Origin of the sequence: Vogesella facilis, from assembly GCF_042648525.1 — a bacterium.
Taxonomy (GTDB): Bacteria; Pseudomonadota; Gammaproteobacteria; order Burkholderiales; family Chromobacteriaceae; genus Vogesella; species Vogesella facilis.
Genome location: NZ_JBHRXN010000017.1, coordinates 17,845 through 31,306 on the forward strand (window position 1 = coordinate 17,845; position 13,462 = coordinate 31,306).

9 protein-coding genes are annotated in these 13,462 nt (G+C 66.5%); 1 reads left to right on the forward strand and 8 read right to left on the reverse strand.

The features are described from left to right. Window positions 1–47 precede the first annotated feature (47 nt). From ACFOLG_RS07705 to ACFOLG_RS07720, 4 genes are read right to left on the reverse strand one after another with little or no spacing between them, the layout of a single operon-like run. Complete coding sequence (locus ACFOLG_RS07705; RefSeq protein ID WP_386090347.1) at window positions 48–1,184, reverse strand: ABC transporter ATP-binding protein; 1,137 nt, start codon at window positions 1,182–1,184, stop codon at window positions 48–50. Window positions 1,185–1,220: 36 nt separating this feature from the next. After that, window positions 1,221–2,315 (reverse strand): polyamine ABC transporter substrate-binding protein, encoded by a 1,095-nt coding sequence (locus ACFOLG_RS07710; RefSeq protein ID WP_386090350.1) that lies wholly within the window; start codon window positions 2,313–2,315, stop codon window positions 1,221–1,223. Window positions 2,316–2,374: 59 nt separating this feature from the next. Beyond that, complete coding sequence (locus ACFOLG_RS07715) at window positions 2,375–3,754, reverse strand: aspartate aminotransferase family protein (protein WP_386090353.1); 1,380 nt, start codon at window positions 3,752–3,754, stop codon at window positions 2,375–2,377. A gap of 22 nt (window positions 3,755–3,776) precedes the next feature. After that, complete coding sequence (locus ACFOLG_RS07720) at window positions 3,777–5,273, reverse strand: aldehyde dehydrogenase (protein ID WP_386090356.1); 1,497 nt, start codon at window positions 5,271–5,273, stop codon at window positions 3,777–3,779. Between the two features lie 163 nt (window positions 5,274–5,436). Between ACFOLG_RS07720 and ACFOLG_RS07725 the strand changes: the two genes are divergently transcribed. Continuing rightward, window positions 5,437–6,219, forward strand: coding sequence for a helix-turn-helix transcriptional regulator (locus tag ACFOLG_RS07725; protein ID WP_386090358.1), 783 nt, complete (start codon window positions 5,437–5,439; stop codon window positions 6,217–6,219). A gap of 211 nt (window positions 6,220–6,430) precedes the next feature. On the opposite strand, the gene ACFOLG_RS07730 is transcribed toward ACFOLG_RS07725, so the two are convergent. The 4 genes from ACFOLG_RS07730 to ACFOLG_RS07745 all read right to left on the reverse strand — a co-directional run bounded on the left by ACFOLG_RS07730 (window position 6,431) and on the right by ACFOLG_RS07745 (window position 13,184). Further along, window positions 6,431–7,387: an AraC-like ligand-binding domain-containing protein gene (locus ACFOLG_RS07730; RefSeq protein ID WP_386090361.1), complete on the reverse strand. Its 957-nt coding sequence runs from the start codon at window positions 7,385–7,387 to the stop codon at window positions 6,431–6,433. Window positions 7,388–7,771: 384 nt separating this feature from the next. Further along, entirely contained in the window at window positions 7,772–9,856 is a 2,085-nt protein-coding gene (capA, locus tag ACFOLG_RS07735) for a caprolactamase subunit alpha (protein WP_386090364.1), read from the reverse strand. Next, a complete protein-coding gene (gene capB, locus ACFOLG_RS07740) occupies window positions 9,853–11,637 on the reverse strand; it encodes a caprolactamase subunit beta (protein WP_088967982.1) in 1,785 nt (594 codons plus the stop codon). Before capB ends, capA begins: the two co-directional genes overlap by 4 nt. Window positions 11,638–11,843: 206 nt before the next feature. Next, complete coding sequence (locus tag ACFOLG_RS07745; protein ID WP_386090368.1) at window positions 11,844–13,184, reverse strand: purine-cytosine permease family protein; 1,341 nt, start codon at window positions 13,182–13,184, stop codon at window positions 11,844–11,846. Window positions 13,185–13,462: the final 278 nt, after the last annotated feature.

A 13,462-nucleotide genomic window follows, 5' to 3' on the forward strand; every position in this document is an offset into this window, starting at 1 on the left:
AGCGGTGGCAAGGTTGGCCGCAGGGTGTTGGGTCAGGAGTCGGCTATTCATTGTGTCAGCACCACCGCGTCGTTATCGGCCCAGCTGACGAACACCGGCTCGTTCCAGCCGGGCGCCGCCTCGTCGCGCCAGTGGCTGGCGGGCACGCTGGCCTTGATCACCTTGCCGCCGTCCAGCCGCACGTGAAAGATGGAAAAACTGCCCAGGTAGGCGATGTCGCTTACCGTGCCGGCCACCCAGTTGTGCTGCTGCACCGGCTGCCGGCGGCTTACCGCCACCCGTTCCGGGCGCAGCGACAGCCACACCGCCATGCCCAGCGTGCCGGTAATGCCGTGGCCGATGCGCACCGGGCGCGGCAGCTCGGTGGCCTGGATGCAGACGTGGTCGGCTTCGTCTTCCACCACGTGGCCGCCGAACAGATTGGTGTCGCCGATGAATTCGGCGGTAAAGCGGCAGTTGGGGTGCTCGTAGATGTCGCCGGGGCTGGCCACCTGCAGCAGCTGGCCTTCGGACATGATGCCGATGCGGCCGGCCATGGTCATGGCTTCTTCCTGGTCGTGGGTCACCATGATGCAGGTCACGCCCACCTGCTCGATCATGCTCACCAGCTCCAGCTGCGTCTGCTGGCGCAGTTTCTTGTCCAGTGCGCCCAGCGGCTCGTCCAGCAACAGCAGCTTGGGGCGCTTGGCCAGGCTGCGCGCCAGCGCGATGCGTTGCTGCTGCCCGCCGGACAGCTGGTAGGGTTTGCGATGCGCGTATTTCGTCATCTGCACCAGCTCCAGCATGCGTTCCACTCGCGCGGCGATATCGGCGCGCGGCAGCTTGTCCTGCCGCAGGCCGAAGGCGATGTTCTGCGCCACGCTCAGGTGCGGAAACAGCGCGTAGCTCTGGAACATCATGTTGATCGGGCGCTGGTAGGGCGGCAGGTCGGTGATGTCCTCGCCGTCCAGGATGATGCGGCCGGCGCTGGGTTTTTCCATGCCGGCCAGCATGCGCAGCAGGGTGGACTTGCCGCAGCCGGAGCTGCCGAGCAGGGCAAAGATCTCGTTGCGCTCGATGTTCAGGTTGACGTGGTCGACGGCGGTGTGGTCACCGAATTGCTTTTCGATGTCGACGATCTGCAGATAGGGGCGGGCGCTGCCGGCGTGTTGCGACAGGCCCAGCTGCTGTTCAGCCAGGTTCATGTGTGTGTCTCCGCGTGGGTGGGGGCCGGGGGCGGGTTACTTGCGGGTCTTGATCTCGGTCCACAGCCGGGTCTGCAGCCGCAGGGTGCGCTGCGCCAGCGGCAGGCGCACGAAGCTCTTGCCCTGGATGGCGACCGGCAGATACACCGACGGGTCCTGCAGCGACTGCGCATCCAGCAGCTTGCGCGCCGGCAGGTTGGGGCTGGGGTAGCTCACCGCGCGGGCGTTGGCCGCGGCCACCTCCGGGCGCAGCACGTAGTCGATGAAGCGCAACGCGTTGTCCACGTTCTTGGCGTCTTTCGGAATCGCCAGGTTGTCCAACCAGATTTCCACCCCGCTGCGGGGCGCCAGTACCTTCAGCTGCACGCCGTTATTGGCTTCCGCGGCGCGGCGCTTGGCGATGTTCAGGTCGCCGCCATAGCCGTACACCACGCACAGCGAGCCCTTGGCCAGTTCGTTGATGTAGCCGGAGGAGGAAAAGCGGGTGAGATAGGGGCGCACCTTGCGCAGCAGGTCGGCCGCGGCCTGCCAGTCGGCGTCGACATCGCTGTTCGGGTTCTTGCCCAGGTAGTGCATGGCTGCGGCCAACGTTTCGCCCGGGCTATCCAGTACCGACACGCCGCAGGCTTGCAGCTTGGACACGTATTCCGGCTTGAACAGCAGATCCCACTCGTTGGCCGGCAGCGGGGTGTTGCCCAGCAGCTTGGCCACGCGGCCGGTGTTGATGGCCAGGGTGTTGATGCCGTAGAAGTAGGGCACGCCATAGGTGTTGCCCGGGTCGAATTTGGCCGATTCGCTCAGGATCGCCGCGTCCAGATTCTTGTAGTTGGCCAGCTTCTGCTTGTTGATCGGCAGGTAGACGCCGGCCTGGATCTGCTTGGCGAAGAACACGTTGTTGGGCACCACGATGTCGTAGCCGGAGTTGCCGGTAAGAATCTTGGCCTGCAGCACCTCGTTGGAGTCGAACAGGTCGTAGCGCACCTTGATGCCGGTTTCCTTCTCGAAGTTTTTCACCGTGTCCGGTCCGATGTAGTCGGACCAGTTGTAGATGTTCAGTACCTTGTCGGCCGCCTGGCTGCCGCCGGCGGTGGCCAGCAGCAGGCTGGCAGCGATGAGGGTGGATGTGCGCATGGTGTGCTCCTGATGGGGGGAGGAAGACGGCCAGGTGGGTGTGCGCCCGGCCGGGGGCGTTACAGCAATCCCAGCTCGGCCGCGGTGCGATCCACGGCGATGCGGGTCTTGTCGATGAGCTCGTCGATTTCGCCATGGCTGATCACCAGCGCCGGGGCCATGATCATGCGGCCCAGGGTGGAGCGGATGATCACGCCCTGTTCGAAGCCGATGCTGCGGCAGCGCCAGGTGATGTCGGACTCGTTGGCAAAGCGCTGGCGGCTGGCCTTGTCCTGGCAGAACTGCAGCGCGGCCACCAGGCCGCTGCCCTGGATTTCGCCCACCAGCGGGTGCTGGCCGAATACCTCGCGCAGGCATTTCTGCAGATAGGGGCCGCTGTCGTGCTTGACGCGATCGACGATGCCCTCGCGCTGCAGCACCTCGAGGTTGGCCAGTGCCACCGCGGCAGCCACCGGGTGGCCGGAGTAGGTCAGGCCGTGGGCGAATACGCCACCGTGCTCCACCAGTGCCTCGCCCATGCGGCGCGACAGCACCAGGCCGCCCATCGGGATGTAGCCGGAGGTCAGCCCCTTGGCGATGCTGATGGTGTCCGGCTGGAAGCCGAAGTGCTCATGGGCGAACCATTCGCCGGTGCGGCCGAAACCGCCGATCACCTCGTCGGCGCACAGCAGCACGTCGTACTGGCGGCAGATGCGCTGGATTTCCGGCCAGTAGCTCTCCGGCGGGAAGATCATGCCGCCAGCGCCCTGGAACGGCTCGGCCACGAAGGCGGCCACATTGTCGGCGCCCAGCTCCAGAATCTTGTCTTCCAGCTCCTGTGCGCACTTGCGGCCGAATTCCGCCGGGCTCAGGTTGCCGCCGTGGGCAAACCAGTACGGCTCGCCGATGTGCACCACGTTCGGAATCGGCAGGTCGCCCATTTCATGCATGAACTTCATGCCGCCCAGGCTGGTGCTGCCGACGGTGGAGCCGTGGTAGCCGTTGTGGCGGCCGATGAATATCTTCTTGCTCGGTTTGCCCACCACATCCCAGTAGCGGCGCACGGTGCGGATCAGCACCTCGTTGGCCTCGGAGCCGGAGTTGGTGTAGATCACATGGCTGTAGTCGCCGGGCAGCAGCGCAAACAGCCGCTCCGACAACTCGTTCACTGCCGGGTGGGTGGTGTGGAAGAACACGTTGTAGTAGCTGAGTTGCTCCAGCTGGCGGACGGCGGCGGCGATCAGCTCCTGGCGGCCGTAGCCGACGTTGGTACACCACAGGCCGGACATGCCGTCCAGGTACTTGTTGCCCTCGGTGTCCCACAGGTAGACGCCCTTGCCTTCGGCCATTACCCGCGGGCCTTCCTGGTTCAGCGCCTTCTGGTCGAGAAAGGCATTGATGTGGTGGGCGGCGTCTATGCCCTGGTAGCGGCGGGTGGCCGCGCTGGCTTGCTGTGTCATGTTGTGTCTCCTTGTCCTGCTGTCAGCGCTCGAACTGCAGCCAGGTGGTTTTGAGCTGGGTGAATTTGTCGATGGCGTGCAGCGACAGGTCGCGGCCGAAGCCGGATTGCTTGTAGCCGCCAAACGGAATGCCAGGGTCGAGCGCGTCCACGGTGTTCACCGACACCGTGCCGGCGCGCAGCCGGCGCGCCACGCGGTGGGCGCGCGACAGGTCGCGGGTCCACACCGATGCGGCCAAGCCGTAGATGCTGTCATTGGCCAGCGCCACGGCTTCCGTCTCGGTATCGAAGGTCATTACCGCCAGTACCGGGCCGAATACTTCTTCGCGCGCCAGCGTCATGTCCGGGGTGACGTCGCTGAAGATGGTGGGGCGGATGTAGCAGTCGCTGCCGTTGATGGTGGCGCGCTCGCCGCCGCACAGCAGGGTGGCGCCCTCGCGGCGGGCGATATTGACGAAGCCCATGATGCGGTCGGCCTGGCGCGCATCGACGATGCTGCCGGTGCGGGTGGCCGGGTCCAGCGGGTTGCCCGGCTGCAGCTTGTCCACTTCCTTGAGCAGCTTCTGCAGGAAGACATCCTTGACCCCGCGCTGCAGCAGCAGGCGCGAGTTGGCAGAGCACACCTGACCCTGGTTGAAGAAGATGCCGAAGGCGGCGCGCTGCGCGGCGGCGTCCAGGTCGCTGTCCTCGAACACCAGGTTCGGGCTCTTGCCGCCGCACTCCAGCCACACCATCTTCATGTTCGATTCGGCGGCGTAGCGCAGGAAGTATTTGCCCACCTCGGTGGAGCCGGTGAAGCTCAGGCAGTCCACGTCCGGATGCAGGCCCAGCGGGCGGCCAACCTCTTCGCCATAGCCCGGCAGCACGTTCAGCACGCCATCCGGCAGGCCGGCCTCCTTTGCCAGCTCGGCCAGGCGCAGCGCGGACAGCGGCGACTGTTCGGCCGGTTTCAGGATCACGCTGTTGCCGGCGATCAGCGCCGGCGCCAGCTTCCATGCCGCCATGTCCAGCGGGAAATTCCAGGGAATCACCGCCGCCACCACGCCCACCGGTTCGCGGGTGATCAGCGCCAGTGCATCGTCGGCGCTGGGGGCCACTTCGTCGTACAGCTTGTCGGCGGCTTCGGCGTACCAGTCGATTACCGCGGCGGTGCCCGGCACGTCGATGTTGCGCGCGTCGGCGATGGGTTTGCCCATGTCCAGGCAGTCCAGCAGCGCCAGTTCGTCGCCATGCTCGCGGATCAATGCGGCCAACCTTTGCAGCACCGCCTTGCGCTGGCGCGGGTGGCAGCGCGACCAGGCGCCGGATTCGAAGCTGGCGCGCGCGGCCTGTACCGCCAGTTCGACATCGGCCTCGCCACAGCGGGCGATGTCGCCCAGCGAGCGGCCGCTGATCGGGCTGATGTCGGCAAAGGTGCGGCCATCGGCGGCGGCCACGAACTGGCCGTTGATGAAGGCCTGGCAGCGCGGCCGCAGGGCGTCGGCGCGTTGTTGCCAGTACGACAGGTCATGCAGGGTCATGGCGTTCACTCCGGTAGCTGGCGCGACTTGGGGTGGGTTGGCCGCATTGCTGCTGGCCGTGTCGCGCGGTGTGAGGCCATACTAGTCAGCCCCCGCAGCGGCGGACATCACGCGGAAACGTTAGCGGGGAGGGGTAGGACTAACCTGATCGGGGTAGGTGGCGATGCAGTTGAATGTGGCGGATCTGGCGTTTCACCAGCGATTGGGACGCTTGCTGAACAGCGTGGATAGTGCGGCGTTCTGGCCGCAACTGGCGGTGTTCCTGCGCGAACAGCTGGTGTTCGATACCTGGGTGGCGGTGCTGTTCCGCCCGGGGCTGCCGCCGCTGGTGCTGGCCGACAGTGCGGTGAATTACGCCGACGACAACCTGTTTGCCGACTACATGCGCGGGCTGTACCTGCTGGACCCGTTCTACAGCTTTGCCTTGAAATGCCCCGCCGCCGGCGTGTACCGGCTGGACGAGGTGGCGCCGGACAGCTTTCGCGATACCGAATACTGCCGCCACTACTTCTCGCGCAATGTGGTCACTGACGAGCTGCAGTTCCTGCTGCCGCTGCCGCAGGGCACCTTGTCGCTGTCGCTGGGCAGCCAGCGCCGTTTCAGCGACGCCGAAATCGGCTGCTGCAACCTGTTCGCCCCTTGGCTATTGCCCATGCTGCGGCTGGCGGCGCATCTGGAAGAACAACTGAGCCAGCCCGCCGCCGACAGCCCGCGGCAAAGCCGGCAGCAGCTGGAGGAAACCCTGCGCCAGCGCGGCAACCCGCCGCTGACCAAGCGCGAGGTGGAGGTGGCGCTGCTGATCCTGGGCGGGCATTCCACCAAGGGTGTGGCGCGCGAGCTGGATATCTCGCTGGAAACCGCCAAGGTGCACCGTCGCAACCTGTACGCCAAGCTGGGCGTATCCAGCCAGGCGGCGCTGTTCCTGCTGTTTGCCGAGCTGCATTAGCCGGGAGTAGCGCGGGGCGGGTTGCGGTTACCGCGGCGCGGTAACGGCATGTGGTGAGAGGTGTTGATTGCGGGGGTGGCGGTTTGCGGCGCGCTAGCCGGCAGAGCTGCACGTTTTGGAGTGCCGGATCGCGCTCCACTCATGCTGTTCCCGCGCCGCCGTTGCCCCCGGCATGCCGCGATGATCGCCAGGGGAACGAGCGTGAAAAGTACTAATGCGGCAGCCGCAACTGCTGCTCGCGTGCCTCGCGCGGGGTGTGGCCGTAGCGCTGCTTGAAAACCCGGCAGAAGTGCGACTGGTCGGTAAAGCCCCACTGGTAGGCGATTTGCGCCAGGCTCAGCCGCGGTTGGCGCACCAGCGCCTGGCGTGCGCCTTCCAGCCGCTGTTCGCGCAGCCAGTGGCTGAAGGTCTGGCCGGTGTCGCGGAACAGGTCGTGCAGGTAGCGGGTGGAGATGCGGCAGGCCTGGGCGATCTGCTCCGGGCTCAGGCTGGTGTCGGCGAGGTTGCGGCGCACATGCTGTTCGATGCGCTGCAGGTGGGCGGCGCGCACGCCGGAACCCGGCGAATCCAGCACCGCCGGGCTGTTCTCGGTGCAGGCCACGAACAGCTCCAGCAGCTGCTGGCCGATCAGCGGGTGCAGCACTTCCTGCCCCTGTTCCAGCTGGCTGCCTACCGCGTTGACATAGCTGCTGAACAGCGCACCGATGCCGCTGCTGCCGTCGAAGGTCAGCGCGCAGAAGCGCTCCGGGTGGCGCAGGCGGTGGCGCAGCAGCGCACCGGGGATTTTCAGCACCCACAGATTGTTGTCGCGGCTGTGGCTGAACTCGTACGGGTCCAGGCTGCGTTCCAGCAGGAACTGGCCGGGGGCGCAGTGCGCGTCGCGCCCCATCTGGCTGAAGCGGATGTCGCTCTGGCGCGGCAGCGATACCAGGAACTGCTCGTCGCGGCTGTCGGCGCTTTCGCCGCTGCTGCGGCGGTAGCGCAGCGGGCTGGAGCTGAGTCGCGATAGCGACAGCTCGCCCAGGCTCCAGCGAGTGAGGCAGGCTTCGAAGTTGGCCGCATCACGAAAATCCAGCTGCAGGTCGAAGTAGGTGCTGCGGATCACATCCTGCCAGCTGCGCATGCGCTCGACGGGTCCGGCGCCGGCGGTGCTGTAGTGCTGTTTCATGTGTCTCTCCTCTTGGTGCGCGTTGTGGATCGCTCCGCCCGCCGTCATGGCAACGGGTTCGGCAACGCGGCAGCCGGCACGGGGCCGGCTGCGGTCTTGCTGCTTAGAGCCTGCTCAACGTCTTTTCGCGACTGCGCTGGCCCGGCAAATGGTCAGATGCCAGGCGGACGGTGCCGGCCTTAGTCGTTCTAAGGCCAAACCGGCCAACGCCGCAGATGGCCGTTTGCCGGGCCAGCCCTGCGGGGCCGGGTTCTGTCGGCGCATCGCGGCGTCGAATCTCCCTGGCAGTGAATGACACTGCGGCGGGAGCTTCTCCTGGCGCTGCATCCGGCAGAATCCGGCCGCAACCGCGAAAAGACGTTGAACAGGCTCTTAAATCATCGGCTATTCCTGCCAGCGTGTCAGGCGATAGCTGCCGGAGGCGTGCAGTTCCGCCTGCCAGCCGGGGCGAATCACCACAGTGGTGGTGGACTCCTCGATGGCGGCGGGGCCGACGATGCGGCTGCCGGCCAGCAGCTTGTCGCCGCGGTACACCGGGGTTTCCACCCAGCGGCCGCTGTCGTCGAACAACATCGGGCGGAAGCCGTCGTGCGCCTCGCGGATGCTGTCGGCGTCGTGCGCCAGATCGGGCAGCGCCGGCTTGTCCACCAGGCCGGTGAGGGTGCATTCCAGGTTCACCAGCTCCACCGGGTTGTGCGGCTCGCTGTAGGTGAACAGCGCCTCGTGGCGGGCATGGAAGGCGGCGAGGATGGCGTCCACGCTGGCGGCGCCAAGTTCGCCGGCGGCGATGTCCACCGTGCATTCGTGGATCTGCCCCATGTAGCGCATCTCCACGCTGCGGTGCACGCGGATGTCGGCGGCGTCAAAGCCGTCGTCCAGCAGCAGCTGGCGGCCGCGCTGTTCCATGTCGGCGAACAGCCGGTTCAGCTCGGCCAGGTCCGCCTCGCGGTGCAGGCGCATCGGCGCGCTGGCCAGGAAGTTGTACTTCACGTCGGAGATCACCTGGCCGAAGGCGCACAGGCAGGAGGCCGACTTGGGCACCAGCACGGTTTCCACGCCCAGCTCCTCGGCCAGCGCGGTGATGTGCATGCCGGTGGCGCCGCCGGCGCAGATCAGCGCGAAGTCGCGCGGGTCGTAGCCCTGTTCGATGGAGATGCGGCGGATGCCGTTGGCCATATTCATGTTCACCAGGGTGTTGATGCCGAAGGCGGCCTTTTCCACGCTGATATCCAGCGGCGTGGCAACGTTGGCCGCAATCGCCTGCCGCGCCTTGTGCTGGTCGAGGCGGATGCTGCCGCCCAGTACCGCGCCGGGGCGCAGATAGCCCAGTGCCAGGTTGCCATCGGTCACGGTGGCCTGCTCGCCGCCCTTGCCGTAGCAGGCCGGGCCTGGGGTGGCGCCGGCGCTGTGCGGGCCGACTTCCAGCATGCCGAAGGGGTTGATGTGGGCGATGGAGCCGCCGCCGGCGCCCAGGGTTTCCACGTGGATCATCGGCACGCCGATGCGGTGGCGCAGGAAGTCGAAATTGCGGTTCAGCTGCGTCTGGCCGCCCCTGGCCAGGGTGATGTCGAACGATGTGCCGCCCATGTCCACGGTGATCACGTTGTCGATGCCGAAGGGGCGGGCGATGTACAGCCCGGCCTGCGGCGCCGAGGCCGGGCCGGAGTTGATGGCGTTCACCGCGCGCTCGCGCATCACCGTGCCCAGCGCCAGGCCGCCGTTGCTCTGGTAGTAGCGCACCGGCGCGCGGGCGCCGTGCTCGGCAAAGAACTGGTCGATGCGCTGCACGTAGCGGCCCATCACCGGGCTGAGGTAGGCATTCACCACCGTGGTGGAGGTGCGGGTGTACTCGCGCACCTGCGGGTAGACCTCGCTGCCGCAGCACACGAACACGCCGGGCAGGTGCTGTTCCACCAGCTGGCGGGCACGCTGTTCATGTGCCGGGTTGCGCACCGACCACACGAAGCTGATCGCTACGCTCTGCACCTGTTCGGCGCGGAATACCTCGATGGCGGCCAGGATGTCGTCCTCGTTCAGCGGCGCGTACTCGCTGCCATCGGCCAGCAGGCGGCCACGCACCGCGCGGCGCAGCTGACGCGGCACCAGCTGCGGTGCCGGCGGGTAGCTGGCGTCGTAGCGGTAGCCTTCTTCCTTGTGCCCGAGGCGGATCTCGATGCTGTCCTCGTGGCCGGCGCTGCACAGCAGGCCCACTTTCACGCCCTTGAGTTCGATCAGCGCGTTCAGCGCCACGGTGGTGCCGTTGATGCACAGGTCGCAGTTCTGCACGATCTGGCTGGCAGGCATATCCAGCGCCTCGGCCATCTGCTGCAGGCCGGCGGCAATGGCGCGGGTGCCGTCGTCCGGGGTGGACGGGCTCTTGAACAGGCGCAGCGGGCCGTCTTTTTCCGCCAGTACAAAGTCGGTAAAGGTGCCGCCGGCGTCTACGCCCAGTCGGAATCGCTGTTTCATGCCTGTACTCCCTGTTGGTTCATGCGCTGGCGGGCAGCGGCGGTGGCGGCGGCATCCACATGTTGGCCGCAGCTGTCGAAAATCACGCCGTATTCGGCGGCGGCGGCGTCGATGGACACCAGGCCGTTACGCACGTCGCGCAGCACTTCCTCGGCCGGGCGCTGCCACGGCAGGCCGTAGCCGCCGCCGCCGGGGTTGACGTTGCGGGCGCGCTCGCCCGGCTGGATGGTGGTGATCACGTTGTGGCGGTGCACGATGTGCTCGCCCGGCTTGTCGATTTCCAGCCGGCCCAGCTTGCGCTGGGGCAGCGCGTCCACCGCGCCGGCGGCGCCCATGGTGCCGATCTGGCGGCCTTCGCCGAAGGCGATGATGGTCATCTCGTGGCCGATGGGTTCGACCTCCCACACCGTGCCGCTGCCGCCGCGGTAGCGCCCGGCGCCGCCGCTGTCCTCCTGCAGGCCGTAGCGGTGGATGATGATGGGGTAGGCGTACTCCAAGAGCTCGATGTCGCCGGAGCTGAGCGCGCCGAAGCAGCACAGCGGGCCGCAGGCATGCCAGCCGTCCATGTAGCGGGTGGCGCCGGCGCCGGAGATGATGGAGGCCAGCACCATGGTCACGTATTGCTCGCCGGTGGCCGGGTTGACGCCGGCGATGTTGATGCCGCTGGCGTGGCCCCAGGAGGCGGTGACGCGCTCCGGTGCGGCGGCCTCGAATGCCATGCGCACCGCGTCGGTAAGCGTTTCCATCGGCGTGGTGGTGCAGTTCACGTGCGGCGCCGGTTCCACCGCATTGCACAGCGTGCCGGCCGGCCCCAGATCGACGCTCACGCAGCGGTACAGGCCTTCGTTGTACGGCGGCGGCACCTGGGCGAACATCATCAGCCCCAGATAGATGCCGGACATCGAGTTGCCGGCGTAGGAGTTGATGAAGTAGGGCACCTGCGGCGGGCTTTGCACGCTGATGTGAACCGTGTCGTCCTTCACCGTGGCGCTGGCGCGGATGGTGAGTGCACCCAGGCCGTGGCCGGCGTCTTCCAGCACCGCCTCGCCGTGGTAGCAGCCGTCGGGAATCGAGCGGATCAGCGAGCGCATGTGGCGGTCGGCCATGTCTTTGAGTTCGGCAATGGCGGCGCGCACGGTGTCCACGCCGTATTTGTCCAGCAGCGCAATCAGGTTGCGCTCGCCCACGCGGCAGGCGCCGAACTGCGCGTTCAGGTCGCCTTCCTGGTCGCGGCGGGCGCGCATGTTCGACAGCAGCAGGTTCACCACGTCGTCGCGGCGGCGGCCCTGGTCCCACAGCTTCACCGGCGGAATGCGCAGGCCCTCGGCGTAGATTTCCCTGGCGGCCGGGTTGTAGCCGGCCGGCACCGGGCCGCCGATGTCGGTGAGGTGGCCCTTGCACACCGTCCAGAACACCAGCTCGCCCTGGTAGAACACCGGCTTGTACATGCAGCAGTCCAGGATGTGGCTGCCCTGGTAGGCCGGGTCGTTGTGGTAGATCACATCGCCTTCGTGGATGTCGTCGCCAAAGTAGCCGGCCACGGCTTTCATCGCCGGAATCAGCGAGCCGAGGTGAATGGGGATGTCCTGGCCCTGCAGGATCATCTCCGGCAGGTGGTCGAACAGTGCATTGCTGTAGTCGTGCGCTAGGTTGAACACGCTGGAGCGGCCGGTTTTTTCCAGCGTCAGCGTCATTTCCCGCTGCGTGGTTTCCAGCGCGCCGCGTATCACGGCCAGGGTGATCGGGTCCACCCGGCCGGCGTGGTGAGGGGCTTGCGTCATGGTGCGTCTCCGTTTGTCCGGCGGCCTGCAAGGTTGGCCGCAAGGGGCTGGTACCGATGTAATCACCGGCCTGTGTCTGTACCTTATGCCCTTGCCGCGCGCGGCTCTTGCACCACAGTGCAGGATGCTTGGTCTGTGGGTGCAGGCGGCGCGCGGGCAAAAAAAATGCCCCGCGCAAGGCGGGGCCAACGAGGAGTGAGCCAACGTCACGGTGCCCGGTTGAACGCTGTTTCACCGGCAGGGGCACCACGCTGCAGGTAGCGGTACAGCAGCAATGACACCACGAAGGTAGCCGGTGCGGAGAAACCGGCCAGCGCACCGCCGACTTCCATCAGCGCAATGCCGACACCGCTGGCCACGAACCAGCTGCTGATGCCGGCGCGGCGGATGGCCGGCACGCTGTCATCCACGCTGGCGCCAAGCCCCAGCTGGATGTGCGCCAGCGCAATGCCTACCCAGGCCACCACGAAAATGCCCTGGTAGGCCAGCGCCTGCAGGATCACGCTGAACACATTGCCCAGCATCAGCAGGTAGACGATGCCGCCCACCACCACGCCCCAGGCCACCTTGGGCAGGCGCAGGCCGCAGGCGCGGTCGAAGAAGCTCTGCATGTTCACCGTGGCCAGGTAGAAGTTGGCGGTGTTGATGCGCGTCTGGCTCACCCACACGAAGGCCAGGCCGGCAAAGCCCATCAGCTTGAGCAGTGCCAGCACCACCGACACCTCGCTCACGCCGCCGCTGGTGGGGATGCTGCCGGCCAGGAAAATACCGATGGTGCCGTTGAGCAGGAAGGTGAACAGGTAGAACGGCAGGCCGAAGTTCAGCCGGGCGTGGAAGTCGCTGTCTTCCGGCTTGCCAAAGCGGGCGTAGTCCCAGGTGTACATCATCAGGATCCACACCCCCATGAAGTAGCTGAAGCAGCTCCACCAGCCGCCTGCCGGGGCGCCGCCGGCCGGTGCCAGCTGCAGCCAGGCATGGCTGTAGCCGTACTGGCTGATGGTGAGGATCATCGCTGCGGCCAACCCTAGCAGGTAGAACGGCAGCAGCACGCCATTGAGCTTGTCCAGCCAGCGCTGCACCGAGCCGAACACCAGCGGCACGCTGTACACCACCACCAGCAGGTAGGCGTGCTCGATGCTGAGCGAGGGGAAGTAGTTCTGGATCGCCACCGCGATCACCGAGCCTTCAAACACCGCGTAGTACATGGCGGTGGCAAAGAAGATCAGCGTGGCCAGCGCCGAGCCGGACTGGCCGAACAGCGTGCGCGAGAACAGTGCCACCGACAGCCCGCTCCTGATGGCATAGCGGCTGATCACCGCGTTTATCGCGCTGTAGCAGATGGCCGACAGCGCTAGGCCGATCAGCGTGTTCACCGTGCCGTAATTCAGCGCCAGCGTGGCCGATACCACCAGCCAGAACATGGCGCTGCAGACCGACCACCAGGCCATGCTCAGGCCCAGCCGCCCCATGCGGGCCTCGGCCGGCACCGGCCCGCGGGTGAAGTCCGGGTCGGCGTGCGCCCCGCTGTCATTGATGATGTTTGCCACAATGTCTCTCCCTTATGGTTGTAAGCCTTCTGGCTGCAACCATCGTAGGAAGCGGCAGGGTGGGCAGATAGCACGCCAGCGCAGGGATTGTTGGCTGACACTGCAGTAGTGTCAGGGCTTGGGGCAGGTTGTGGTGGTGGGAAGAAAAATCCCCATCGGCGGGATGGGGATTGTTAAGCGTGGGGCGGAGATGTCTGGTGAATCGCCCCTCCTTTCCTAGACACCTCAAGAGCCTCACACTAGGCCCTACAAGGAGGTGTCATGAGCAGGCAGCGTTT

Excerpts from the sequence above, each read along its gene's own strand:
- ACFOLG_RS07715 (WP_386090353.1), bottom strand. The coding sequence starts at position 3,754 with ATGACACAGCAAGCCAGCGCGGCCACCCGCCGCTACCAGGGCATAGAC.
- ACFOLG_RS07705 (WP_386090347.1), bottom strand. The coding sequence starts at position 1,184 with ATGAACCTGGCTGAACAGCAGCTGGGCCTGTCGCAACACGCCGGCAGC.
- ACFOLG_RS07730 (WP_386090361.1), bottom strand. The coding sequence starts at position 7,387 with ATGAAACAGCACTACAGCACCGCCGGCGCCGGACCCGTCGAGCGCATG.
- capB (WP_088967982.1), bottom strand. The coding sequence starts at position 11,637 with ATGACGCAAGCCCCTCACCACGCCGGCCGGGTGGACCCGATCACCCTG.
- ACFOLG_RS07725 (WP_386090358.1), top strand. The coding sequence starts at position 5,437 with ATGCAGTTGAATGTGGCGGATCTGGCGTTTCACCAGCGATTGGGACGC.
- capA (WP_386090364.1), bottom strand. The coding sequence starts at position 9,856 with ATGAAACAGCGATTCCGACTGGGCGTAGACGCCGGCGGCACCTTTACC.
- ACFOLG_RS07720 (WP_386090356.1), bottom strand. The coding sequence starts at position 5,273 with ATGACCCTGCATGACCTGTCGTACTGGCAACAACGCGCCGACGCCCTG.
- ACFOLG_RS07710 (WP_386090350.1), bottom strand. The coding sequence starts at position 2,315 with ATGCGCACATCCACCCTCATCGCTGCCAGCCTGCTGCTGGCCACCGCC.